18 protein-coding genes are annotated in these 25,998 nt (G+C 72.2%); 13 read left to right on the top strand and 5 right to left on the bottom strand.

Translation table 11 applies throughout. The features are described from left to right. Positions 1-21: 21 nt before the first annotated feature. Positions 22-2,766, top strand: a complete 2,745-nt coding sequence (locus M5362_RS11575) for a fumarate reductase/succinate dehydrogenase flavoprotein subunit (protein WP_260227363.1) — start codon at positions 22-24, stop codon at positions 2,764-2,766. A 151-nt stretch (positions 2,767-2,917) separates the two neighbouring features. After that, positions 2,918-3,370, top strand: a complete 453-nt coding sequence (locus M5362_RS11570) for a hypothetical protein (RefSeq protein WP_260227649.1) — start codon at positions 2,918-2,920, stop codon at positions 3,368-3,370. A 22-nt stretch (positions 3,371-3,392) separates the two neighbouring features. Here the strand turns inward: M5362_RS11570 and M5362_RS11565 are convergent, their stop codons facing one another. Together M5362_RS11565 and M5362_RS11560 are read right to left on the bottom strand one after the other, a co-directional pair. Continuing rightward, a complete protein-coding gene (locus M5362_RS11565) occupies positions 3,393-4,094 on the bottom strand; it encodes a class E sortase (RefSeq protein WP_374214454.1) in 702 nt (233 codons plus the stop codon). Between the two features lie 143 nt (positions 4,095-4,237). Then, positions 4,238-4,951, bottom strand: coding sequence for a hypothetical protein (locus tag M5362_RS11560; protein ID WP_260227361.1), 714 nt, complete (start codon positions 4,949-4,951; stop codon positions 4,238-4,240). Between the two features lie 254 nt (positions 4,952-5,205). Here M5362_RS11560 and M5362_RS11555 point away from each other — a divergent pair, with 254 nt between their 5' ends. The 9 genes from M5362_RS11555 (at position 5,206) to M5362_RS11515 (ending at position 18,678) form a co-directional block, all read left to right on the top strand. After that, complete coding sequence (locus tag M5362_RS11555) at positions 5,206-6,249, top strand: iron-containing redox enzyme family protein (protein ID WP_260227360.1); 1,044 nt, start codon at positions 5,206-5,208, stop codon at positions 6,247-6,249. A gap of 89 nt (positions 6,250-6,338) precedes the next feature. Next, a complete protein-coding gene (locus tag M5362_RS11550; protein WP_260227359.1) occupies positions 6,339-7,025 on the top strand; it encodes a 2OG-Fe dioxygenase family protein in 687 nt (228 codons plus the stop codon). 74 nt (positions 7,026-7,099) lie between these two features. Next, on the top strand, positions 7,100-8,005 hold the full coding sequence (dapF, locus tag M5362_RS11545) for a diaminopimelate epimerase (protein WP_260227358.1): 906 nt from the start codon (positions 7,100-7,102) through the stop codon (positions 8,003-8,005). After that, on the top strand, positions 8,002-9,114 hold the full coding sequence (locus tag M5362_RS11540) for an aminotransferase class I/II-fold pyridoxal phosphate-dependent enzyme (RefSeq protein ID WP_260227357.1): 1,113 nt from the start codon (positions 8,002-8,004) through the stop codon (positions 9,112-9,114). The genes dapF and M5362_RS11540 overlap by 4 nt, the downstream gene beginning before the upstream one ends. A gap of 317 nt (positions 9,115-9,431) precedes the next feature. Then, positions 9,432-12,605 carry an amino acid adenylation domain-containing protein gene (locus tag M5362_RS11535; RefSeq protein WP_260227356.1) on the top strand — a complete coding sequence of 1,058 codons (3,174 nt, stop codon included), beginning with the start codon at positions 9,432-9,434 and terminating at the stop codon, positions 12,603-12,605. Further along, positions 12,598-14,109: a serine hydroxymethyltransferase gene (glyA, locus tag M5362_RS11530; RefSeq protein WP_260227355.1), complete on the top strand. Its 1,512-nt coding sequence runs from the start codon at positions 12,598-12,600 to the stop codon at positions 14,107-14,109. Before M5362_RS11535 ends, glyA begins: the two co-directional genes overlap by 8 nt. After that, positions 14,106-16,550 carry an amino acid adenylation domain-containing protein gene (locus M5362_RS11525; protein WP_260227354.1) on the top strand — a complete coding sequence of 815 codons (2,445 nt, stop codon included), beginning with the start codon at positions 14,106-14,108 and terminating at the stop codon, positions 16,548-16,550. The genes glyA and M5362_RS11525 overlap by 4 nt, the downstream gene beginning before the upstream one ends. Next, complete coding sequence (locus M5362_RS11520) at positions 16,547-17,362, top strand: alpha/beta fold hydrolase (RefSeq protein ID WP_260227353.1); 816 nt, start codon at positions 16,547-16,549, stop codon at positions 17,360-17,362. The genes M5362_RS11525 and M5362_RS11520 overlap by 4 nt, the downstream gene beginning before the upstream one ends. Further along, positions 17,359-18,678, top strand: coding sequence for an MFS transporter (locus M5362_RS11515; RefSeq protein WP_260227352.1), 1,320 nt, complete (start codon positions 17,359-17,361; stop codon positions 18,676-18,678). The genes M5362_RS11520 and M5362_RS11515 overlap by 4 nt, the downstream gene beginning before the upstream one ends. On the opposite strand, the gene M5362_RS11510 is transcribed toward M5362_RS11515, so the two are convergent. The 3 genes from M5362_RS11510 to M5362_RS33130 form a co-directional block, all read right to left on the bottom strand. Further along, entirely contained in the window at positions 18,665-20,707 is a 2,043-nt protein-coding gene (locus tag M5362_RS11510; RefSeq protein ID WP_260227351.1) for an AfsR/SARP family transcriptional regulator, read from the bottom strand. The genes M5362_RS11515 and M5362_RS11510 overlap by 14 nt on opposite strands. A gap of 466 nt (positions 20,708-21,173) precedes the next feature. Continuing rightward, complete coding sequence (locus tag M5362_RS11505; protein WP_260227350.1) at positions 21,174-21,899, bottom strand: response regulator transcription factor; 726 nt, start codon at positions 21,897-21,899, stop codon at positions 21,174-21,176. After that, on the bottom strand, positions 21,883-22,839 hold the full coding sequence (locus tag M5362_RS33130; RefSeq protein ID WP_260227349.1) for a sensor histidine kinase: 957 nt from the start codon (positions 22,837-22,839) through the stop codon (positions 21,883-21,885). Before M5362_RS33130 ends, M5362_RS11505 begins: the two co-directional genes overlap by 17 nt. 759 nt (positions 22,840-23,598) lie before the next feature. Between M5362_RS33130 and M5362_RS11495 the strand changes: the two genes are divergently transcribed. Beyond that, positions 23,599-24,333 (top strand): MerR family transcriptional regulator, encoded by a 735-nt coding sequence (locus M5362_RS11495; RefSeq protein WP_260227348.1) that lies wholly within the window; start codon positions 23,599-23,601, stop codon positions 24,331-24,333. A gap of 79 nt (positions 24,334-24,412) precedes the next feature. Further along, positions 24,413-25,984, top strand: a complete 1,572-nt coding sequence (locus M5362_RS11490; RefSeq protein WP_260227347.1) for a M28 family peptidase — start codon at positions 24,413-24,415, stop codon at positions 25,982-25,984. Positions 25,985-25,998 lie beyond the last annotated feature (14 nt).

Raw genomic sequence — 25,998 nt, 5'->3', positions numbered from 1 at the left:
AACGCTCCCGAAAGGCATCCCGTGGACACCCCCCTGGCCATCCCCGACCTCGCCGACGCGACCGAGCTCTCCTGCGACGTCCTCGTCATCGGCGGCGGCACCGCCGGCACCATGGCCGCGCTGACGGCCGCCGGGCGCGGCGCGGACGTGCTCCTCCTGGAGAAGGCGCACGTCCGCCACTCCGGCGCCCTGGCCATGGGCATGGACGGGGTCAACAACGCCGTCGTTCCGGGCCGGGCCGAACCCGACGACTACGTCGCCGAGATCACCCGCGCCAACGACGGCATCGTCGACCAGTCCACCGTCCGGCAGACCGCGACCCGCGGCTTCGCGATGGTCCAGCGGCTGGAGTCGTACGGGGTGAAGTTCGAGAAGGACGAGCACGGCGAGTACGCGGTCCGCCAGGTCCACCGCTCCGGCTCGTACGTGCTGCCGATGCCGGAGGGCAAGGACGTCAAGAAGGTCCTCTACCGGCAGTTGCGGCGCCGGGAGATGCGCGAGCGGATCCGGATCGAGAACCGGGTCATGCCGGTACGGGTCCTCACCCACCCCGACGACGGGCGGGCGATCGGCGCGGCCGGGTTCAACACCCGTACCGGCGAGTTCGTCGCCGTACGGGCGGGGGCCGTCATCCTGGCCACGGGCGCCTGCGGCCGCCTCGGTCTGCCCGCGTCCGGGTACCTGTACGGGACGTACGAGAACCCCACCAACGCCGGTGACGGCTACGCCATGGCGTACCACGCGGGTGCGGCCCTGACCGGCATCGAGTGCTTCCAGGTCAACCCGTTGATCAAGGACTACAACGGGCCGGCCTGCGCGTACGTGGCGAACCCCTTCGGCGGTTACCAGGTGAACCGGCACGGTGAGCGGTTCGTGGAGTCGGACTACTGGTCGGGGCAGATGATGGCCGAGTTCGCGGCCGAACTCGCCTCCGACCGGGCCCCGGTGTACCTGAAGCTCAGCCATCTGCCCGAGGAGACCATCAGCGCCGTCGAATCGATCCTGCACACGACGGAGCGCCCCACCCGGGGCACCTTCCACGAGGGCCGGGGACACGACTACCGCACCCACGACATCGAGATGCACATCTCGGAGATCGGACTGTGCGGCGGCCACTCCGCCTCGGGCGTACGGGTGGACGCGCACGCCCGCACGACCGTGCCCCGGCTGTACGCGGCCGGAGACCTCGCCTGTGTACCGCACAACTACATGATCGGAGCCTTCGTCTTCGGCGACCTGGCGGGCGAGGACGCCGCTCAGTACCGTTCGTACGAAGGGGAGTTGCCGCAGGAGCAGCTGGCCGCCGCCCATGAACTCGTCTACCGGCCGCTGCGCAACCCCGACGGTCCGCCGCAGCCGCAGGTGGAGTACAAGCTGCGCCGGTTCGTGAACGACTACGTGGCGCCGCCGAAGACGGGGGCGAAGCTGTCGCTGGCGGTGGAGGCGTTCGACCGGATGTCGAGGGAGATCGAGGGCCTGGGGGCGCGTACCGCGCACGAGTTGATGCGGTGCGCCGAGGTGTCGTTCATCCGGGACTGCGCGGAGATGGCGGCGCGGGCCTCGCTGGCGAGGACCGAGTCCCGCTGGGGGCTGTACCACGAGCGGCTCGACCACCCGGAGCGCGACGACACGGGGTGGCTGCACCACGTCGACCTGCGTAAGTCCCCGTCGGGGGCGATGGAGTTCACGGCCCGGCCGATCGAGCCGTACGTGGTCCCGGTCCCGGAGTTCACGCCGGAGGCCGGGCCGGAGCGGTGGCTGGGCGAGGTGGAGCTGGTGCCGACGGCGACGGCGGGCCGGCGGGACGTCGCTCCGGCGGGGGCCACGAAGAGCGCCGGCGCGGAGCCGGCTCCGGTGCGGGAGGGGGAATCGGCGCCCGTTTCCGCAGGGCCGAGCCCCGCCCTCCTGCGCCTGCTCTCCCTCGCCGAGGAGTCCCCCGATCTGGCCGCGCTCGGGCCCTACCTCACCGACGCCGACGCGGCCGTCCGGTCGGCGGCGGTCGCCGCCCTCGGCGAGACCGTGCCGGCCGGGGCCGGACCCGCGCTCGCCGAACGGATGCGGGACAGCGCGCCCGAGGTCCGGCACGCCGCCGCGGCGGCCCTGCGCGAGCTCGTCGAAGTACTGCCCGACGAAACGGAGTTGGGGAGCGGTCTGCGGGAGGCGCTCGGAGTGACCGATCCGGTCGTGCGCTCCGCCGCGCTGGAGGTCCTGCGCGCCCTTCGGCTCGGTGACGCGTCGGTGTACGCCGGGGCGCTCACCGACCCCGACGTCGACGTCCGGATCCACGCGGTACGCGGCCTGGTCTCGGTCGACGCGGTCCCGGAGCTCGCGGCGGCCACCGCCGACGGCGCCCGCGAGGTCCGGGTCGCCGTGGCCCGCGGCCTCGCGGCCGTCCGTACTCCGGCGCCCGCACCGCTGCTTCCCCTACTGGACGACCCCGACCCTCTGGTCAAGGGCGCCGCTCTCGCCGCTCTCGCCGTCACGGGCTGCCCGCCCGCGTGCGCCGAGTCGGCGGTGGTCGCGCTCGCCGCAGCGGCCTGGCAGGTGCGGGCCGGTGCCGCGACCGCCCTGCGCGCGGCGCCGTCCGGGCAGGCCGTCCCGGCGCTCGCGAAGGCGGTGGCCGACCCGAACGCGGATGTCCGCAAGGCCGCCGTCCTCTCGCTCCACCCCCACCGGACGGACCCCGAGGCCCGCGCCGCCCTCGCCACGGCCACCACCGACCCCGACGCCGACGTCCGCGCCCACGCCTCCCGCGCACTGGCCTGAGCCGCGCGGGACGGGAGCCACGAGGTGCCGGGAGCCACGCGGGACGGGGATGATCACGGCGGAGGCGGGCGCGTGCGGGCGAGGGGCGCGTGCGACGATCGTGGGGTGGAGCGGCCGGGGAGCCGCCGCTCATTCCCGGAAGCGGAGTCAGGTGACGGACGACGAGATTCGCGCGCTGTTCGACGGCCGTAGCCGGGTCGAACTACGACCCGGCAGCGTCACAGCTGCCAGGCGGAGCCGCATCGACGAGATCGCGCACGCACTCGGCTACCGGCCGCTCGCCGTCCACAACCTCGGATGGGCCGGGGTCGCCCTCGTCTACGAGCGCGACGAGGACCCGCAGGCACGCCGCCGCACCGAGCTGAGCATCGCGCGGCTGCGCCAGGGCCTGCCACTGCTCCCGGCGATCGACCCGCCTCCGCCGCCACCACCGGCAGCCCCGCCGCCGGCCCCGGCCCCGCCGCACCCGGCACGGCGCGAGCGTCCGCCGTCGACGCCTCCGCCACCACCCCCGGCCGTGGCTCCGGCCCGGCCACGGATCCCACCCCGTCCACCGTTCCCGCCACCGCCTCCCCCGCCGCCCCACCACCCGCCGACCACCTGAGCGGACGGGCCGCACCCACGTCCTAGGCGGGCCGCTGCGAGGTCAGGACGCCCACCTTGTCGATGCGGTGCTCGGGGTTGCCCTGGACGTCCCGCCAGAAGTTGCCCGCCGCGTCGTCCTCCGGCGTCGCGCAGGTGGAGAGGGTGATCATCGCCCGGGTGGGCTTCTCTCCCGGTTCACCCGGCACGGCGGCCCGTTGCTCGGCGAGCGAGCGGTCCGACCGGAAGGACGTGCTCCGCGTCTCGACGATCTTGTACGTGTAGACGGTGTCCCCCGCGGTGACGTGCACCGCGTCCCCGACGTCCACCGAGGGCAGCGCCCGCAGGGGCCCGCCGGCGGAGAGCCGGTGGGCGGTCACCAGGTAGTTGCCGATCTCCCCCGGTCCGACGCCGCCTCGCTCGCCGTACGGACTGGCGGCGACGCCGCGGTCCTGGATCACCGTGCCCGCCCGGTCGTCGGTCGTCCCCTCGTACGGCACGACGTCCAGCTCGTCGACGCCTATGGACGGTATGGAGAGCTCGGCGGTGACACGCGCCCTGGGCGAGGGCTCGGACGGCATGGCGTCCGCCGTGACCGGCGGCGCGACGGGGGCGGAGGCCGCGGGGGGCGCCGCGGGCACGGGATCGTGGACGGAGAGCGAGGGCCCGCCCGCACCGCGCGCGTCCAGGGAAGGACCGCCGACGAGCGCGGCGACGGCCGCGACGACGGTGGCGACCGCTGCCACGGCGGCGACGACCAGGGCGCGGTGCACGCCCCGGCCACTCGGCAGGCCCTTGCGGAGGGTCCCACCACGTCGGGCACCCATACCCCCAGGATCGCTCACCCGCCCCGCCCCGGCACCCCCGGGCGGGGCCCGGGGCCGGACGATCAGCCGACGCGGTCCGTGGCCGCGACCCGGTGCGCCTCCAGTCCGGGCGCCGCGAGCAGCTCGGTGATCAGGTCCTCGGAACCGCAGACGTACGTACTCACCAGATCGACGTCACCGCCGACGCACCAGGCGCGGTCCTGCGGCCACCACAGGTCGGGGAGCTCCGAGAACGGGTCCTGAGGTTCGGGGTCCAGGACGTCCTCCAGCGTTCCGGACAGCAGGATCTCGTCCCGTTCCGGTGTCGGAAAGGTGGGGACCCCGGGCCACTCCCGGCGGCCGTACCCCTCCCACAGTCCGAACCAGCACCGCTCCGGCGTGCCCGTGTGCCGGGCGAGGACCGGGACGAGGGCGCGCGCGACCCCGGACGGCGTGGGCCCCTCGTCGGGGTGCTCGTCCCACACGCCGGGCCGGCCGTACGACTCCTCGTTCTGGTAGTAGCGGTCCACGCCGATCACCTCGTGCCAGTCGGTCAGCGCCTCGACGCGACGCCCGTAGGCGGAGGCGACGGTCGCCCAGCGGACCGGGTGCTCGTCGAGGCCTGCGGGATGCAGCACACGCGCGTACGCCGCGAAGCCGGGTGCGGCGACTCCGCCCACGGTCCCGAAGTCCCCGTGCCCCGGGCGCCGTTCGGTGAGCCACCGGGCCGGCCCGAGGTCCGCCCGCTCGACGCGCAGGCGTCCGTACCGGGTCTCGTGCCTGCTCGTCCCGTCCATCCGCAACCTCCGTCGATGTCAGCGAAAGCACTGGCCAGCCTAGCCGGGAGGCGCCTGGCCGGGGGCGTACAGAGCGCGTACACACTCCGTCCAGCGGGCCCCTTGCAGAATGGCAACGCCCGCCGCCCGAGCGGCTTCGCAGGACCGTTTCGCCGCAGTACAGGTACGGCAGGCCTTCCGTCGTCCGACCGACGACGGTGCACAGACTTCGTGTCGGAATTTCTGATTCGTCCAGTGAATCCAAGGGGAAACACATGCCAGAAGTCGGCGGCTCCAAGGGTCTGACCGTATCCGGTGACCCGTTCCTGTCCACCGTGGACAGGGTGTGCGCATGGCTCGATTCCGCGCCTGAGAAGGTCGACGCCCTGTCGGGCAGTGAGCGGAGCCGCGTCCTGGGCGAGGTGGCCGACATCAACACCGCCGCGGCCGCGGGGGACATGGGCGCTCTGTACGCCCAGCAGTACCTGCTCGACCGGATCTACCAGCTGTACACGAAGATCCCGCGCCGGCAGACCGCCGAGGGGTCCGTCGTCGTCTACGAGATAGCCCGGCTCCTGGAGACCGCCACCGCGGCCGCCCAGGACCGGCTGATCGAGCCGGGGCTGCTGGAGGACGCGCCCACGGAGCCGCGGGAGTACCTGACCTGGCTCAAGAACACCGCTCGCGGCCACCGGGTGTACAAGCACCCGTACTACCACGAGTTCATCCGCAACACGGCGACCCACAGCGACCTGCGGAACTACGTGATGCAGGAGTCGGTCGTGGACGGCCGCTTCGACGACCTGCTCGCCATGATGCAGGTGGGCACGGCCGGCGCGGCCAAGATGGAGATCGCGGCCAACTTCTGGGACGAGATGGGCAACGGGGACCACGAGCAGGTCCACACCCACCTCTTCAACAAGATCTACGAGGTCTTCGAGATCTCGGAGGACGAGCTCGCCCGCTCGCTGACCGCGACCTCGCTGCTCAACGGCAACCTCGCGGTGATGCTGTGCCGCCACCGCACCCTGTACCCGGAGGCCGTGGGCTTCCTCGGGATGACCGAGTGGATGGCCCCGGACCGGTTCGTCCAGGTCGTGCACGCCTGGGAGCGCCTGGGCCTGCCGGAGGTGGGGATCGTCTACCACAAGCTGCACATCACCATCGACTCCCAGCACGCGCAGGGCTGGTTCCACAACGTGGTGCTGCCCGCCGCCGAGTCCGCGGACATGCGGCGTGCCATCGCGCGCGGCATCCTGTGGCGGCTCAACTCCTCTGCCGCCTACCTGGACGAGCGCATGCCCTCCGTCGCCGCCTGACGTCCGACGTCCGACGTCGGAGGCCCGAGTCCGACGTCCGAGTCCGACGACCGAGTCCGACGACACCACCCTTTTCTGGAGGAGAGACCATGGCCCTTGGCAGCGAACGCTTCGCCATCATCGACCTGCCGGAGTTCTCGGCCGACATCCTGCCGAGCTACGACGACTGCCCGGTCGACGAGTACATGGGCAACGGCACCCGCTTCAAGCGCTTCTCGCAGTACCGCCTCAGCCCTCAGGACGGCGGCGCGTGGTCGTTCGAGCGCCTCGCGCACCGCGACTACACGGCCTACAAGAAGTTCAACTCGGTGGGCGGCGGCATCCGCCGCGTCTACGAGCCGATCAAGGTGGACTTCACGCCGCTGATCGAGTTCGGCGTCCGTGAGCTCGGTCTCGACCGGTCCGAGGACTGGCAGATCAACGTCCACCAGAACCGGACCCGCGCCGACGGCGGCAAGCCCGGCCCCCTCACCCCCGAGGGCGTGCACCACGACGGCCACGAGTTCGTCATGATCGCGGTCCTCAACAAGGTGAACGTCGCCGGCGGCACCACCCGGCTGTGGAAGGACGGGGCCGAGGAGCCGTTCTGGTCCGGCACGCTCGAGCCCGGGCAGGCGGTCCTCCTGGACGACCGCGACCTGGCCCACGACGTCACCGACGTGCTCTCCGGCGACGGCGGGCCCGGCCACCGGGACATCGTCATCATCGCCTTCTCCCGGTGGGCGGAGAAGTGGTACGGCGAGGAGCACGACGCCGCCGTGCTCTCCGAGCAGTGATCCCGGGCGCCGCCCCGAGGTGGGGCACCACGCCTCGGGGCGGCGCCGCGCCCAGCAGCCAAGGGAGATCATCCGTGATCGACTTCTTCAAATACCAGGCAGCAGGCAACGACTACTTGGTGATCGACCCCCGCCACACCGACTTCCCCCTGACGCGTGAGGCGATCCGCCTGGTCTGCGACCGGCACCGGGGCATCGGGGCGGACGGTGTCCTCTACGGACCGCTGGAGCAGCCCCGTCCCGGCGCCCCGGTCCCGCTCGATCTCTACAACTCCGACGGGTCCGTCTGCGGCAGAAGCGGCAACGGCCTGCGGATGTTCGCCCTCCACCTCGCCGCGCAGGAGCCCGGCGCCTGGGCCGACGGACGGGAGTTCACCCTTCGTACGGCCGCGGGCGACTGTCCGGTACGGGTCCTCGACGCCGCCGAGGGGCGCGTGCAGGTCGGCATGGGGCGGCCCAGCTTCGACGCCGCCGACCTGCCCCTGCTCCAGGAGGACGGGGCGCCGTACCCCGGCCGGGCGGTGAGCGTGCCGCTCTCGGTGGACGGCGAGCGGACCGTCACCTGTGTGTACAACGGCAATCCGCACACCGTGGTCCTGGTGGACTCCCCGTCCGAGGACCTCGCGCGACGCCTCGGACCGAGGATCGCCCGGCACCCGCGGTTCCCGAACGCCACCAACGTGCAGTTCATCCGCATGGTGGACCGGTCCGTGATGGAGCTGGAGGTCTTCGAGCGCGGCGCCGGATACGTGACGGCGTCCGGCAGCAGCGCCTGCGCCGCGGTCTCGGCCGCCCGCGAACTGGGGCTGTGCGACGCCCGGGTCGAGGTCAGGATGCCCGGGGGCAGTCTGGAGATCACCGTCTCCGACGACGGCGCGGTCACGATGACCGGCGACGCCGAGCAGGTGGCGGCCGGCTCCTTCGCGCCCGCCCTGCGTGCGCGGCTCGACCGGACGGCGTCGGCGAGGGCCCCGCGGTGACCCTCTTCACGTCCGCGCCCGAGTCGCGCGACTACCCGATCCAGCGGTGGGTGTTCGAGGACGCCGCCGGCCGCTTCGACATCGACCTCGGCGACAGCAACATGGTCCCCGGCCGCCTCGACGCGCTCAACGTGCCGGCCGGACTGGAGCTGGACTACGGACACGACCGGGGGCTCGGCACCCTCCGCGAGGCGGTCGCCGGCCTCTACGGCGGCTCGGCCGACTCGGTCCTCATCACGCTGGGCGCGCAGCAGGCGCTGTACCTCGTGTACGCGGCGCTGCTCACCCCCGGGTCCCGGGTGATCGCCTTCCGGCCCGGCTGGCAGCAGTCCTGGGACGTGCCGCCCGAACTGGGCTGCCAGGTCGACCTCGTCGGGTTCCGCCCCGATCTCGGCTTCGACGTCGAGGCCGCCGAGGCGGTGGCCGGGCCGGACGTGCGGCTGATCGTCGCCAACAGCCCGTGCAATCCCACCGGCCGGCGCATCGCGGAGAAGGACCTGAACGGCCTGCTCGCCCTGGCGGAGCGTACGGGCGCGTACCTGCTGCTCGACGAGGAGTACGCGCTCGACCTCTCGCGCTCGGCGGCCGTCGGCTCCGACCGGGTGATCTCCGTGTCCAGCCTGTCCAAGGTGTACGGCTTCCCCGGCCTCCGGGTGGGCTGGCTCTACGGTCCGCAGGAGGTCGTGGAGCGCTGTGCCCGGCGCAAGTTCCTGTCCACCATCTCCAACTCGGTGCTGTGCGAGACGCTGGCCGTCGACGTGCTGGCCCACCGTGAGGACCATCTGCGCAACTACCACGAGCTCACCCGCCAGGGTCTGGCCATCGTCCGGGACTTCGCCCGGCGCAACGCGGACGCGGTCACCCTCGTGGAACCCGAGGACACCCCGTTCGCCTGGCTCTGGCTCACGACCGGTGAGGCGCCGCTGGCGATGTGCCGCAGGGCGCTGGACCTGGGCGTGCTGCTCATGCCCGGCGAGACGCTCGGGGCGAGTGACGGCTTCCGGATCTGCTTCGCCCGCTCCCCCGAGGCCGTGACCGAAGGACTGAGCCGCGTGGAGCGCGTGCTCAGACCCACGTCTCCGGCGGCCGGCCCCGCACCGGCGGGCTGACCGCCCGACCCCGCCGCCCGACCCCGGCCGACCCGCCGGGGCGCCCTCCCGGCCGACCGGAGACCCCGGAGACCCGGAGGGCCGCCCCGGCCGCCCCGGACCGGGCCACCGGGCGACCCGGGCGCCCGGCCCGGTCCGCCGCCCCGGAGCCGCCGCACCCGGTCCGCCAGGGGCCTCGTTCCACCCTTCCCACTCCCGCACCGCCCCGCCACGCCCTGCCATGCCCGCTTCCTGCCGCCCCGGTGCGGCCGGCCCCGGGTCGCTCCCCCGCGCCCTCTGGGCGACCACCGTGAACAGCCGAACGGAGTTCTGTGACGATGAGCATCCACACCGCCGAGTCGCGCATCCAACTGTCCTTCGGACAGGAGCAGTTGTGGTTCCTGGACCAGATGAGTCCGGGCGAGACCACCTACAACGTCCCGATCGCCTACCGGCTGCGCGGCCCTCTGGACACGGCCGCCCTGGAAGGCGCGCTGAACCTGCTGGTGAAGCGCCACGAGCAGCTGCGGGTGACCTTCCACGCGGCGGACGGCGTCCCGTACCAGGTCGTCTCGCCGGCCGAGGACCGGCCGCTGCCGGTCCGCGACCTCTCCGGACTGACCCCCGACGAGGCCGAGAGCGCCCTGCACGAGGCGCTGAAGACCGAGGCGGACACTCCGTTCGACCTGGCCGCGGGGCCGATCTCCCGGTTCCAGCTCTTCCGGCTGGCCGCCGACCACCACGTGCTCGGCCTGAGCTTCCACCACATCATCACCGACGGCTGGTCCGGCGGTGTCGTCAGCCGGGAGATCTCGCAGGCCTACGCGGAGCTGGCGGCCGGCCGCACCCCCGCGCTGCCCGAGCTGACCATCGGCTACGGCGACCACATCAAGCGGCAGCGCAAGCAGCGCGCCGACGGTGTGTGGGAGGAGGAGCTGAAGTTCTGGGAGGAGCGGCTCGCCGGTCTCGACGCGCTCGAACTGCCCGCCGACCGGATCCGGCCCGCCGAGCCCACGCAGAACGGCGAGACCTTCGTGGTCGACTTCCCGGTCGACCTGCTCACGAAGGCGCGGGCGCTGGCGCACGAGCAGGGCGCCTCCCTCTACATGGTGGTCGCCGCGGCGCTGAACGTCGTCCTGAGCCGCTACAGCGGGCAGGACGACATCGCCCTCGGGGTGCCGATGCTCGGCCGTACCGACCCCGAACTCGAAGACGTGGTCGGCCTGTTCATCAACATGACGGTGCTGCGGTGCGACCTGTCCGGGGGTGTCACCTTCGCCGAACTCCTCGAGCGCATCGCCGACGCCAACCTCGACATGTACGACAACCAGGACGTGCCGTTCGACCACGTCGTGGACCGCGTGCAGACGACGCGCGACGCGGGACGCAACCCGCTGTTCCAGATCGCCTGCCAGCTGCTCGGCGAGGCCAGCACCGGCGACGCCCTGGAGCTGCCCGGGCTGACCTCCGAGTCGATCCCGCTGGCCACCTCCCGCTCGCGGTTCGACCTCTCCTTCAGCTTCGTCGAGGGCACCGAACGGCTGCGTCTGATCGTGGAGTTCGCGACCGACCTCTACGACCGCTGGCGCGTCGAGGCCATGATCGGCCACTTCCAGGCCGTCCTGGGCGCCGCCGCGGACGCTCCCGACACCCCGGTCTCGGCGCTGCCGCTGCTCTCCGAGGAGGAGCGGCGCGAGCTGCTCGACGTGGGCACCGGCGCCGACTTCGCGTACACGACGGAGCCGGTGCACGCGACCATCGCCCGGATCGCGGAGGAGAACCCCGAGCTGGTCGCGGCGGTCTGCCGCGGGGTGGAGATGACGTACGGCGAGCTGATGCGCCGGGCCGGCAAGGTCGCCCGGTACATCCGCTCGCGCGGCGTGCGGCAGGAGGAGGTCGTGGCCATCGCGATGGACCGCGACCTGGACGCGCTGGTGGCGATCCTCGGTGTCATGGTCTCCGGCGCCGCCTACACGATCATCGACCCCTCGCACCCCAACGCCCGCCTCGACCACATGCTGCGGGACACCAGGAGCCCGCTGGTCATCACGCGGAAGGGCTCGCTCGGCGACCTGCCGGAGTCGAGCGGCTGGGCGAGCGTCAGCATCGACGCCGACTGGGAGACCATCGAGGCGCAGCCGGACGACGAGCCGCTGGAGGAGTGGGCGGAGCCGACCTCCCTGGTCTACGTCCTCTACACCTCGGGATCGACCGGACGCCCCAAGGGCGTGATGATCGAGCAGCGGGGTCTGCGCATGTTCATCGAGGCGTACCGGCGCACCTTCGGCGAGTGGACCACGGAGGACCGCCTGCTGCAGCTGCCCGCGCTGACCTTCGACATGTCCCAGGGGGAGATCTTCGCCGGCCTGATCAGCGGCTCCGCGCTCGTCCTCGTCGCGCCGGAGGACGCCTCGTCCCCGGAGGCCCTCGGCTCCCTCATCCGCGACCAGCGGGTGACGTACGCCGGTCTGTCCCCCGCGATCCTGTCGGTGGTCGAGGCGGGGCCGTACCCGGACCTGAAGTACATCATGGGCGGCGCGGAGGCCCTTCCGGCCGAGCTGGTCAACAAGTGGAACCTGCCGGGCCGCAAGTTCGTGAACCTGTACGGCCCCACCGAGGCCTCGATCGCGACGACCGAGTACCTGTGCGAGCAGAAGGAGTGGCTGTCCTCGCCGCCCATCGGACGGCCGGAGTTCAGCCGACTGCACTACGTGGTGGACAAGGAGTTCAACCTGGTGCCGGTCGGCGTCCCGGGCGAGCTGCTGATCGGCGGCGACGAGGGTCTCGCCCGCGGCTACCTCAACCTGCCGGAGCTGACGGACGAGAAGTTCGTCCCCGATCCGTTCCTGGGCGAGGGCCGGGTCTACCGCACGGGTGACCTGGTGCGCTGGACGCGCGATCTGCAGATCGACTTCATCGGGCGGCTCGACAACCAGGTGAAGCTGCGCGGGCTGCGGATCGAACTCGGTGAGATCGAGTCCGGCCTGCTGACCCACCCGAAGGTGCGGATGGCCCTGGTCCTGCTGCGCGAGGACTTCGGCGAGAAGCAGCTCGTCGCGTACTACACCGTGGTGGGCGACGTCCCGCCGACGGTGGCCGAGCTCCGTGAGCACCTGGGCAGCACGATGCCGGAGTACATGGTGCCGACGGCCTGGGTGGAGCTGACGGAGTTCCCGCTGACGCCGGCACGCAAGATCGACCGCGCCAAGCTCCCTGCTCCGGCGGCGGGTTCGGGCGACGGGACGGCCGGATTCACGGCCCCGGTGACCGCGACCGAGGAGAAGGTGGCCGAGGTGTTCGGTGCTGTACTGTCCATGACACAGGTCAGCGCGGACGGCAACTTCTTCGAGCTGGGGGGCAATTCGCTGCAGGCGATGCGTGTCGTGAGCCGCCTCAACAAGCACTTCGGCGTCAAGGTCAACGTCCGCTCCCTGTACGGCGGAGCCACGGTCGCCTCGGTCGCGACCGCCATCGACACGCTGGTGGAGTCCAAGGCGGGTTCACGTGCTTGAGGTCCCACGGGTGGCGATCCCGTCCCCGCACGCGCCGCAGCCCCCGCACGCGCCGCAGCTCCCGCACGCCGCGCAGAACGGCACCCGGCCCGGCACCGGTTCAGGCTCAGGCGCCGGCTCCGGTTCCGCGCAGGCCGTGCTGCTGCGCGAGGGCGTGGCGCTGCTGAACCGTACCGACCCCGAACTGGCCCGGCTCCTCGACCGTGAGGTGGAGGAACAGGCCATGACCCTGGCCATGGTGGCCTCCGCCAGCGTCGCGAGCCCGGCCGTCCTGGCCACGGGCGGCGCCGCCCTGTCGAACGTGACGGCCGAGGGCTATCCGGGGGCCCGCTATCACCCCGGCGCGGGGCGGTTCGACGCGGCGGAGCGCCTGGCCGTCGAGCGGGCCGAGCACGCCTTCGGCGCCCGGTACGCCAATGTGCAGCCGCACTCCTGCTCCTCGGCCAACCAGGCCGTACTGGCCGCGCTGCTGCCGCCGGGCGGGGTCCTGCTCGCCCTCGACCTGGACTCCGGCGGTCATCTCACCCACGGGTCCGCCGCCTCGGTCACCGGACGCCACTACCGGGCGGTCCACTACGGCCTCGACGACCAGGGGTTCATCGACTACGACCAGATGGCCGAGCTGGCCCTGGCCCATCGCCCCAAGGTTCTCATCGCCGGGGCCAGCGCCTATCCCCGGACGCTGGACTTCGTCCGGTTCCGCGAGATCGCGGACTCGGTAGGGGCCTGTCTGGTGGCCGACATCTCGCACATCGCCGGCCTGGTGGCCGCCGGGGAGCACCCCAGCCCCATCGACCTGGCCCATGTCACGACCACCAGCACGTACAAGCAGCTGGGCGGGCCCCGCGGCGGGCTGATCCTGATCGGCGAGGAGTACCGGACGCCCGGTCCCGACACCCGCCGCACCCCGCTGGCCCGGCTGATGCAGCGCGCGGTGTTCCCGCAGTCCCAGGGAACGCCGAGCCCCGCGTCGGTCGCCGCCAAGGCGCACGCGCTCAAGCTGGTGGCGGAGCCGGAGTTCCGGGAGACGATGCGGCTCGTCCGCGACGACGCCTCGGCACTCGCCGACGCCCTGGCCGAGTCCGGCTACCGGGTCCTGACCGGCGGCACCGAGAACCACATGGTTCTCCTCGACATGTTCGACCGCGGCATCACCGGTGTCGTCGCCGAACGCGCCCTGGAGGACTGCGGCATCCTCACCAACCGCAACCGCATCCCCAAGGACACCAAGGCCCCCCTCGTCGCCAGCGGTCTGCGGCTGGGCACGAACGTGCTGGCACAGCGGGGCATGGGGCCCGCCGAGATGCGGGTCTGCGCCGGACTGCTGCACCGGGTGCTCACGGCCACCACCGTGCTCGGCGACACCGAGTACCGCACCGACCCCGAGGTCCGCGACCGGGTCGCGGCCGAGGTGGCCGCCCTGTGCCGCGCCCATCCCCTGCCCTTCGGCGCCGGCCTCGGCCCCGCCGACGGGTCCGACCGCGAGCCGGGAGAGAGGTCTTGAGCCGGAACACCACCCCCGCGACGCCCTCCGTGGCGTCCCCCGCACCGGCGGCCGTGTCCGCGCCGCCCGCGCTGCTGCCGGCCGACCGCCCGCGCCTGCCGGGAGCCGCTCCGCGGCGCACCGGCTCCGTGCGCGTGCCGCTCGGTCCCTCGGCACGGACCGACCAGGAGGAGCTCCTCCTCGCCGGTTTCACCGCCCTGCTCCACCGCTGGAGCGGTCAGTTCGAGTTCGGCTTCCTCGTCACGACGCCCGGATCGGGGACGGGCCGGCTCAGCCGGTCCGTCTCCGGTGCGGCGACCCTGTCCGGCCTTGCCCGCGACGCGGCCGCCGGCCCGGCGCCCGTCGCGGAGCCGGCGGCCGAGGACGAGTTCGAGCTGGTCCTGCACGCGCCGGGCGAGGGCGACGAGGGCGTGCCGAGCGCCGAGCTGCGGTACGCCCCGGAGCTCTTCGACCGGGACACCGTGGCCCGTCTCCTCGCCTCCTACCGCACGCTCCTGGAGGACGGACTCGCCGACCCCGTGCGACCGGTGGCGGAGCTGCGCCTCCTCCCGGAGGACGAGCTGCACCGCATGCTCGTCGACTGGAACGACACCGCGTCGGACCTGCCGCACGACGTGTGCCTGCACACCGCCTTCGAGGCGCGCGCCGCCGAGGCACCCGACGCCCTCGCCCTCGTGGGCGGCGACAGGACGTGGACGTACCGCGAGGTCAACGAGGCCGCGAACCGGCTCGCCCACCGGCTGCGGGACCTGGGCATCGGGCCCGACCGGCGGGTCGGCATCTGCCTGGACCGCTGCGCCGAGCTGCTGATCGCCGTTCTCGGGGTGCTCAAGGCGGGCGGCGCCTATGTGCCGCTCGACCCCGACTATCCGCGGCAGCGCCTCGCCACGATGGTGGCCGGCACGTCCTGCGCGGTGGTGATCAGCCGGAGCGGTCCGGCCGGGAGCCTCCCGCTGCCGGACATCGGCCCGGACACCCCGGTGGTGCTCCTCGACCGGGACGAGGCGGTCCTCGCCGGATTCCCCGCGCATAACCCGGCGGGCGGGGCGACCCCCGACGATCTCGCGTACGTCATCCACACGTCGGGGTCCACCGGAGCCCCCAAGCCGATCGCCCTGCGCCATCGCGGGGTGATGAACAACATCGCGGACCTCAACACCCGCTTCGGCGTGGGTCCCGGCGACCGGGTCCTCGCCCTGTCGTCGCCCAGCTTCGACATGTCGGTGTACGAGTTCCTGGGGCTGACCACCGCGGGCGGCACGGTGATCCTTCCGGAGCCGGAGCGCGCCAAGGACCCGGAGCACTGGGCCGACCTGCTGGCCGGCCACCGGGTCACCGTGTGGAACTCGGCCCCCGCCCTCCTGGACATGGTCGTCGACCACCTGGAGAGCACGGGGGCGCGGCCGCTCGACGATCTGCGGCTGGCGCTGCTCGGCGGCGACTGGATCCCGGTGTCGCTGCCCGACCGGGCCCGGGCGCAGGCCCCCGCCCTGCGCTTCGTCGCGCTCGGCGGGGCCACCGAGTCGTCCATCCACTCGACCATCCACGAGGTGACGAAGACCGACGCGCGCTGGACGAGCATCCCGTACGGGCGCCCGATGGCCAACCAGCGCACGTACATCCTCGACGAGGCTCTCCAGCCGGTCCCGCCGGGCGTTCCCGGTGAACTCCATCTGGCGGGCATCGGCCTCGCCCGGGACTATCTCGGCCGGCCGGAGCAGACCGCGGAGCGGTTCTTCGAGTGGTCCTGCGGCGAGGTGTCGGGCGAGCGCCTCTACCGTACGGGCGACGTGGCCCGCTACGGGCCCGACGGTCTGATCGAGCTGCTCGGCAGGGCGGACTTCCAGGTCAAGCTGCACGGCCTGCGGATCGAGCTCGGTGAGATCGAGGCCGTGCTGCGCGCCCACGACACCGTCCGGGAGGCGGTCGTCACCGCACAGCCCGACGGGTCGGGCGACCGCCGGCTGGTCGCCTACGTCGTCGCCGAGACGGGCCGGACCGTGGAGCGGCCGGCGGTCGGCGAGCACGCCGCCCGGTCCCTGCCCCTCTTCATGGTGCCGAGCACCGTGGTCGTCCTGGACGAACTGCCGCTGACGCCCAACGGCAAGGTCGACCGCAAGGCCCTCCCCGCGCCGCCCGACGACCTCGGCGAGCCCGTGGCGAGCTTCACCGAACCGTCCACGCAGACCGAGCGGACGGTGGCCGAGGTCTTCGCCGCCGTGCTCGGCACCTCGCGGATCGGCGCGGACAGCGGCTTCTTCGCGGTCGGCGGCAACTCCCTCCAGGCCATGCGCGCCGTCACCCGGCTCAACAAGCACTTCGCGATCCGGGTGAACGTCCGTCTGCTGTACGGCGGAAGCACGGTGAGGGACATCGCGCTCGTCATCGACGAACGGCTCGCCGCACTCGCACCGACTCCGAACGGAGCGTCCGCACCGTGATCGAACCCTCCGTCGGCAGTCTGGTCACCCTCCGGGCGGAGGGTGACCGGCTACCGCTCCACTGCGTCCATCCGGTGTCCGGTTCGCCGTTCTGCTACTCGGCGATGGCACACCGACTCGACCCCGCGCAGCCGGTGTTCGGTTTCGAGGCACCGGGATTCGACGGGGTCTCCGAGCCCCTGACGTCGATCAGGGCCCTGGCCGAGCTGCACACGGCCTCGCTGCGCGCGGCCCGCCCCCACGGCCCGTACCAGCTGCTCGGCTGGTCGCTCGGCGGGGTCGTTGCCTACGAGATGGCACGGCTCCTCGTCGCCGCGGGCGAGGAGGTGCCGCTGCTGGTCATCGTCGACGCGGCGCTGCCCGGGACGCAGTCGGTGCCGCCCGACGACGAGCTGGCCCGCTACTTCCTGTACGACTTCCTCGGCGTGACCCGCGACCGGGCGCCCGGCGTCGACAAGGCGCTGGCCGGCGTGCGGCCGGGGGCCGCGCCGGCGGAGGTCTTCGCGGCGGCCGAACTCCACGGCGCCGTACCGGAGGAGTTCGACGCGGAGTTCCTGCTGGAGCGCTACGCCCTCTTCCGTACGCATGTCGTGGCCATGCGCGAGCACCGCCTGGACGCGGTCCACGACGGGCCCACGATCCTGATCAGGGCCGAGGATTCGGTGGAGCGGCTCCTCGACTGGAGTCCGTACGCCAGCCGGCTCACCGAACACATCGCGCCGGGCGACCACCACTCCGTGTGGCAGGGCCCGGGTCTTGAGGCCATCAGCACCATCGTCGACCACGCGCTACGAGAGGCGACTTCCGCATGACGGAGCACGGTACGCCCACCGCTTCGGCCGCCCCGGCCGAGGCGGAGGGCCCCCCTCGGCCGCTCTGGCGCGACAGGGACTTCATGGTGTTCTGGGCGGGCGAGGCGCTCTCCCTCTACGGAACCCAGATCACCCACCTCGCCCTGCCGCTCACCGCGGTCCTCGTCTTCGAGGCGGGGGCCGGCGAGCTCGGTATGCTGCGCTTCGCCCAGCTGGTCCCCTTCCTGGGGCTCGCCCTGCTCTTCGGCGTGTGGGTGGACCGGATGCGCAAGCGGCCGGTGATGCTGGGCGCGAACATCGTCAGGATGGTGCTGATCGGCCTGGTGCCCCTCCTCTACGAGTTCGAGCTGCTGACGCTCCCGACGCTGTACGCCCTGGCGCTCGGCATCGGGGTGGCGACGGTGCTCTTCGACGTCAGCTGGATGTCGTACGTGCCGGTGCTGGTGAAGGACCGGCGGAGCCTGCTGGAGGCGAACACCAAGCTCAACGCGACGCTGTCGTCGGCGGACATCGCCGGGCCCGGTCTGGCCGGCACGCTGGTGAGCGTGTTCTCGGCGCCCTTCGCCATGACCGCCAACGCCTTCTCGTACGCCCTGTCGGTGCTGTCGCTGCTCCTGATCAGGAAGCCCGAACCGGCCCCCGAGGCACCCGCGGAGCGGCGCCGGCTGCGCGCCGAGCTCGCGGAGGGCCTGCGCTGGGTGTTCGGCAACCGCTGGCTGCGGGCGATGGGTCTGGTCGGCTGCTCCTGCAACTTCCTGCTCACCATGGTGCAGACGCTGTTCCTGCTGTACGCCGTGCGCGACAAGGAACTCTCCGCCGCAGCGGTCGGCTTCGTGATGGGCGCGGCCGCCGTGGGCGGCCTGCTCGGGGCGCTGGTCTCCGGCATGGTCGTGCGCCGCCTTTCGGTGGGCACCGCCTACCGGGTGTCGGTCTCGATCATCTTCCTCGGTCCGCTGCTCGTTCCGGCGGCGGGTGGCCCGCGATGGCTGCTCGTGGGCATGTTCGTGGCCTCGTTCTTCCTGGAGTACTTCGGCGCGAGCGTCTCCAACGTCCTGATCGTGAGCCTGCGTCAGACCATCACGCCTCAGCACCTGATGGGCCGGATGACGGCCGCGATGCGCATGCTGCTGTACGGCGGCGGTGCGCTGGGCGGCCCTGTGGCGGGTCTGCTGGCCGTGGTGGCGGGACTGCACGGCGCTCTGTGGATCGCGGGTCTGCTGTCCGCGGCGATGCTGGTCCCGATCTTCCTGTCGCCCGTCGGCAAGCTGCGCGCCATGCCGACGGGCCCCGAGGACGAGGCCCTCACCGCGAAGTGAGGTCCGTGGGCCGCGGGAGCTCCTCGCGCTGACGGAAGGGGGCCCTGCGGAGCATGGCGGCCCTGCGCATCACCACCGCGTAGCCCTCGCCCGCGGCCCTGTCCGCCGCCCGGGGCGCCGGGGGCTCGGGCGGGGCCGGCGTCCGTGCTTCGCCCAGGCGCGCCAGGGCCGCCCTCCGGTTCAGCACCGGCTCGCTCTTCGCGCACTCCGCCGCGTATATCCCCAGGAGGTCGTGGAGGCGGTACCGGTGGCCGTGGTCCTCCAGGAGGTGGTGGGCGACCAGCAGGTCGAGGAGGCGCCGGGCGGTCGCAGGCTCGGTGTCCGCCAGCGACGCCGCCATGGGGACCGTGACCGGTTCGTCCTTGCACAGGCCGAGGAAGCGGAACATCCGCGCCGCCTCGGCGGGCAGGCCCTGGTACGAGGTCTCGAACGCGTCGCGGACGCTGGCCAGGGCGTCGTCCGCCACGGTGAAGCGGTCCAGCCGGCCGCTCTCCGTCGTGTACTGCTCCACCAGCGTTGCCAGCGGCACTCCGGGGTTGGCGGCGAGCCCCTCGGCGGTGATGCGGAGCGCCAGCGGCAGCCCGCCGCAGAGCGCCGCGAGGCGTCGGGCGGACGGTGCCTGTCCGGCGAGCCGCCCGCCGGACAGCCCGGTGAGCAGGTCGGCCGCCTCGTCGACGGCGAGGGGCCGGACGGTGAGCGTACGTGCCCCGTCACGTGCGGCGAGGCCGCCGAACCGCTGCCGGCTCGTGGCGACGACGCAGGACGCGCCGCGCGGTATCAGGGGTCTGAGCTGGTCCACGCTGAGGGCGTCGTCGAGGACGACCAGCATCCGTCTGCCGTACAGCAGGCTGCGGTAGAGCGTGGAGCGGCCCGCCAGGTCGCGCGGTATCCGTGTGCTGTCGGCCCCGAGGCTGGTGAGGAGCTGGAGCAGGGCGTCGGAGGCGGTGAGCGGTCTGCCGCGCAGTCCGTTTCCGCAGAGGTCGACGTAGAGCTGGCCGTCCGGGAAGCGGTCGGAGAGCCGGTGGGCCAGTTCCAGGACGAGTGCCGACTTGCCGACGCCCGCGGGCCCGTCGACGACGATCACCGGGGTGCTCCGCGGGGCGGGCTCGTCGTCGAGGAGGCCCTCCAGCTGTCTCAGCTCCACGTCGCGGCCGGTGAAACCGCGTGCGACCGGGGGGAGTTGCGCGGGCCGGGGGACGCCGGCGCCGAGCCCCTCCCTGGGTCTCGGGGCGAGACTGCCGCCGGGGAGCCGTAACTCCCGCTGTCCCGCCAGGATCCGCCGGTGGAGGTCCTGGAGCTCGGTGCCCGGCTCGATGCCCAGTTCCCGGCGCAGGAGCTGCCGGGTCTCCGTGTACACGGTGAGGGCGTGGGCCTGCCGACCCGCGTGGTAGAGCGCCAGCATCAGCAGCCAGCGGAGCTTCTCGCGCAGCGGCTCCTCCGCCGCCGCGCGGGAGAGCGCGTCGACCACCTCGGCGTGCTCGCCGGCCTCCACCATGACGGCGGCCCACTCCTCCACCGCCGTCAGCCGCAGGTCCCGCAGGCGGACGCCTTCCATGGCGGCGAAGGGCCCGGGCACCCCGGAGTACGCCTCACCCCGCCACAGCGCCAGCGCGTCCTCGTACAGCCGTAAGGTCGTCTCGGCGCTCCCGCCCTCGCGTGACCGGCGGGCGTGGCCGTGCCGCTCGACGAAGAGCCTGGCGTCGACGTCGGTCGGCTCCAGCCTCAGGCAGTAGCCCCCGGGCTCCGAGGAGAGCATGGTGCTGGCCGCCCTGCTTCCGCGTCCGGGCTCCAGCGCGCGGCGCAGTCGGGCCACATAGGTGTGGACGCCGTTGGCCGCGGTCTGCGGTGTGTCGCTGCCCCAGAGGGCGCTGGTGATCGTCTCCCCGCTGACCACCTCACCCGCCCGGCTGGCCAGCAGGCTCAGGACCGCGCGCTGTTTGGGCGAGCCCAGCGCGACCTCCTCACCGTGCCGCCAGGCACGGATGGGTCCTAAGAGCTGTATGCGTAGAGGTGCCCCCGTGCAGGTCATGGTCCCGTTCACCCCTCAGGGTCGCTGTTCATGCCGGTTCCCGGTGGTGGCCGTTCGGGCCCCGGGCTGCGCGAAGGCGGCGAGTTGCGTCGCGTATCGCGTGTTCATGAAGAGCCGGTGCGTCCGCGGGCGGCGGCCGGCGCGGGCAGCGGACTGCCCGGATGCGTCAGGACGCGGCCGACGGCCGCCGACACGGACAGTGCAGGCCCTTGCGGTGGCCATGACACGCGTCGGAGTACAGATCCGTACCGCGGGCCGGAAGGTGAGTCTCGCAGGGCGTCACTCGAGGCATGCAGCGAATCTAATCCGGACACCAGAGCGACACCAGGCCTTCTGGGAGCATCGGGCATGCTCCGAAAGGCGTAGACGCGGCGGCTTTCCGGGTCGCCCGGCGCGGACGCGGCACTCGGCGCGGACGCGGCACCCGGCACCCGGCACCCGGCACCCGGCACCCGGCGCGGACGGGTCACATGACGCGGCGGCACACCAGCTCGGGGAGCGAGGGCGCCTGGTGGCCCTTCCCGGCGGGGTCGATCAGCCGCGCCTCCACGGCCTTGTTGACGGCGCCGATGCGCGAGGCCACGCCGAGCTTCTCGAAGATGTTCCGCAGGTGCCGCTTCACCGTCGCCTCGGTGATCCCCAGCGCGTTGGCGATCTGGCGGTTGCTCAGCGCTCCGGCGACCTGGGTGAGGACCTCCCGTTCGCGGGGCGAGAGGGAGTGCCCGGCGCCGCGGATGGCCGTCTCCGGGGTGGCGCTGCCCGGCAGCGCGATCATCACCTGCGGATCGCGCGCCATGGAGCCGCGGATGGCGCACAGCAGCGACGCACGCGGGGAGCTCTTGTGCAGATAGCCGGCGGCGCCCCGGGCGAGCAGCTCGTGCACGAGCGGGCCGTGGTCGTGCATCGACAGCATCAGCACCCGCAGGGCCGGGAAGCGCGCGGTCAGCTCACTGACCACGGTGGGCGCGTGGTGGTGGGGCATCTCCACGTCGAGCAGGACGACGTGCGCGCCGGTGCTCGCCACCAGCTCGCCGAGGCCCACGGAGGTGTCGGCCTCGGCCACGACGCTCAGGTCGTCCTCCACGTCGAGCAGCCGGCACAGGGCGTCCCGCAGCAGGGAGTGGTCGTCGACCGCGACGATGCGGATCGGCTCACCCGGCCCCGCCCGTCCCGGGTCATCGGACGTCCGCATGCGACTCCTCGCCCATCGGCACCGAGAACGCGAAGGTGGTACCGCGTCCCGGGGCGCTCTCGATCTCCATCCGGCCGCCCATGATCCGGATCCGTTCCAGCACGGAGGCGAGGCCGTTGCCGAACTTCCTCTCCTGGGGCAGGCCGACCCCGTCGTCGGCGACCCTCGCCCGTAATCGGCGTGCCTCACACCGCACGTCGAGGGTCACACGGGAGGCGTGGGCGTGCGCGAGGGCGTTGCGCAGGCATTCCCGCAGGACGAGGAAGAGATGTTCGCTCAGGGTGTCCGGGAGCGGCTCCTCGCACTCCTCGATCCGGATCTCCACCACGGGTCTCTCGACCGCCATGGCGGTGACGAAGGCGGAGAGTGCCACCTGGAGGGAGCCGCCGCAGTCGGCGCCGGTACGCAGCTCGGTCACGACGTCCCGGGTGCTGTGCATCGTCTCCAGGATCGCCTGCTTCAGGCTGTCCAGGCGGGGGTCCGTCGCCGAGGAGACGTTCTGCGTGAGTTCGTACAGTTCGAGTTGGCGCAGGGCCAGGCTGGCCGCGCTCCCGATGCGGTCGTGGATCTCCCGCGCCATCGCCTCGCGGCTCTGCCGGGCGGATTCCCGTACGACGTCGAGCAGATGGAGGTCGTGCCCGTCCGCGCCGTCCTCCAGGGAGCGTGCGACCGCCGCCTGGAGCATCGCCATCAGTCTCGTCCGGCTCAGGTCGCTGGTCGGCCGGCGGGTGAGGGACCGCTCCAGGAACTCCGCCACGACCTGGACCAGCGAGGACCCCGCGCGCAGGGCGTGGACCGGTACGGTTCCGTCGGGTGTCCGCGCCCCTCCCGGACGGCGGGGGCAGCAGTGCGGCACAGGTCGCTGCTCGGGGAAGGCGTCGGCGCCTCCCCTCAGCGCTTCACGGCATTCGGACAGGATCCGGCGGGTCCGGTCGGACACGGAATCCCAGGCTTCCCTATTCGTGCCGAGCGGATTCCGCTGCTCGACCAACCTGCTCCGATAGACGTCGAGCAACTCCGGCTCGCAGGCCAGTAATTCCGCGGCCAGCCCCTCGTCCTCGGCACGGGGACCGTGCCGTGGATTTCCCCCCGCCGACGTGTCGGACACGTCTCCCCCTCCCCTTTGCACATCCCCCTCCACGGGCTCCCTCGTCACGCGGTCGGTACAAAACGGCGAGAAAGGCCGGAGATCGCCATGATCATGCCGTATCACCAAATGAAACGTCAAGTGTCGCGCCCACGGAATCCGGCCCTCCTCGGCGCCTTTGCATGGCGACGCAAAACCGGCGAAAGAACTCGGACGGCCACGAAGGCCCGGCATATCCACTTCCCATGGGTACCAGGGTTCGCCGAACACGAACCGAGAGGAGGACCAACACCCACCGAACACCGTCCCCGGACCCCCGCGGGCGCTGGAGGGTATCCCGCACACGGGCCGTTCCGGCAGGGCGTCAACAGCCTTTTCAGGCCGAACCGGTCGCACGCGAGCGGGCCGGTCCCCCACGGTGCCGGACGACCCTCGCGAGTACACCGAACCGCCACGGGACGGCGAACTCCCCTTTGAGCCAACTCCTCCAGGGTGGCGACAGGAATGCTTGTGTCTCCGCATTCACGCCGCATAGGGTCTCGGCGACCCCCGAATTACCCGCCCAGTCGTGAAGCACGCCGTCCCCACCATCCGACCGAAATCCGGTGGAATATGTCGCAGCTCGCCGCTCTGAGCCGCAAGACCCATGTCCCTGTCCGCACGTTGCGCTCGTACCAGGAACTGGATCTCCTGCCCACGCTTCCCGAATACGACGAATCCCATGTGCGCAGGGTTGCACTGGTAAATGCACTGCTGAATATCGGAGGACTTCCGCACGCCGAGGTCCGCAGGCTCGTCAGGCACGTCGAAGAGGAACGACCACCCGCGACCGAATTACTGCGCATCACCCAGTACGCCCTGCCCACGCCGGGCTCCCCCTCGCCCGATCAGGAGTGGGAGTGGGCTCAGGCCAGGGTGGCGGGCCTGATCCAGGGGTGGGGCTGGCAGGTGAGCCCCGAGAACCCGGCCTGGCAGACGCTCTGCCAGGTGGCCATCGCCTGTAAATCGCTCGATCACCACGAAATTCCACGGCTGTTCCCCGCGTATGCCGAACACCTGGAGCGGATCGCGCGACTTGAGGTGCAAATTCTCAGCGAACAGGACGACCCGGAAAGCGCCGCGACAAGCCTGGTGGCGGTGACCGCGCTCGGCGACATCGCCATGTCCGCGCTGCGCCGGCTCGCCCACGAGCATTTTCTGCTGTCGGCAGGGGACACGGCGGAGGACTCACCCTCTCCCGGGACCGGCACCGGCCTCCGTGCGGACGCCCCGCCATCCGGCGCGCCGCACGGCCTCCACCCGCCTCTCCTCCACGAAGCCGCCGCAACTGTGAGTGAAATGAAGTGAGTTGTGGCACATCTGTTCACAGAACCCCCCAGAGATCGCTAACTTCCCCTCAACCTCGTTCGCACCGGGAAGGACCTCTGTGAACGCATCACATCGCAGAGCCGCGGCCACCCTGACCGCAGCTGCTCTCGCGACCCCGCTCCTCCTGGCCTCCGCCTCACCCGCCTCCTCCCAACAGGACAGGCCGGGCAAGGACGCCGCCGCGCTCTCGAAGGCGCTCGTTCGCGAGGCGTCCGCCAAGGACGCCTTACCTCACCTGCGGAAGTTCCAGGCGATAGCCGACTCGGCCGGCGGTCACCGCGTCGCCGGCTCGCTCGGGCACGACGCCTCGGCCGCCTACGTCTACCAGCAGCTGAAGAAGGCCGGCTACAACGTCTCGTACCAGCGCTTCGACTTCGTCTACACGCAGACGCTGGCCGAAAAGCTCTCCACCGTCACGCCCGCCCCGCGCGACATCGAGATACGGGCGCTGACGTACACGAAGTCGACGCCGGTCGGCGGAGTCAGGGCCGAGGTGGCGGCCGTTCCGGTCGATGCCGACGGCACCACCGGCTGCGAGCCCGGTGACTACGCCCCGGGCGCCTTCAACGGCAGGATCGCGCTGATCAAGCGCGGCGGCTGCGCCTTCGCCGTCAAGCAGGAACAGGCCGCGGCCGCGGGCGCGGTCGGCGCCCTCATCTACAACAACATCGACGCCGGGTACGGCCCGCTCTCGGGCACCCTCGGCGACCCGGCCGCCGCGAAGATACCCACCGGCGGCATCAGCAAGGCCGAGGGCGAGAAGCTCGCCGCGGAGCTGGCCGCCGGCCCGGTGAACCTCTCCTTCGAGATCCGCCAGCTGCAGGAGAAGCGTTCCACCAACAACGTCATCGCCGAGACCAAGCGAGGCAACGCGGCCGACACCGTGATGCTCGGCGCCTCGCTCGACTCGGTGCTCGCGGGTCCGGGCATCAACGACAACGGCTCCGGCTCGGCCGGACTGCTCGACGTCGCGCTGAAGCTGGCGAAGAAGGAGAAGAGCCCCCGCAACAAGGTGCGCTTCGCCTGGTGGTCCGCGGCGGAGAGCGGCCTCGTCGGCTCCCACCACTACGTCGCGAACCTCTCGCCCCTCGACAAGCGGGAGATCAGGCTCTACCTCAACTTCGAGCTGATCGCCTCGACGAACGCCGGCATGTTCGTCTACGACGGCGACAACTCCGAGGGCGCCAACACGCAGACCGCCGCCGCGGGCTCCGACCGCATCGAGCGGGACATCACCGCGTTCCTCGGCGAGCGGGGCCTGCCCCACGCGGGCACGCCGTTCGTCGCCCGCTTCGACTACGGCCCGTTCCTCGACGCCGGCATCCCCTCCGGCGGTACGTTCTCCGGCGCGGAGGCGCTCAAGACGCCCGCGGAGGCCGCCAGGTTCGGCGGAACGGCGGGGGTCGCCTTCGACCCGAACTACCACGGCGCCGGCGACACGCTCGAGAACATCAGCATGACGACGTTCGACAGCAACATCGACGTCATCGCCCACGCGGTCGGCACGTACGCGCACGACCTCGGCTCCCTGAAGCAGCCGGTCGCGGGCGTACGGTCGGAAGGTGGCCACGCCGCCGCCGGGGAAGGCTCCGGCGGGCGGGACGGCCGCGCCTACGGCGTGACCGAGTAGCCCGGCCCAGACCC

Origin of the sequence: Streptomyces sp. Je 1-79, from assembly GCF_025195125.1 — a bacterium.
Lineage (GTDB): Bacteria > Actinomycetota > Actinomycetes > Streptomycetales > Streptomycetaceae > Streptomyces.
Note: the sequence above shows the minus strand (reverse complement) of the source record. Positions and strands in the feature narration are given on the sequence as shown.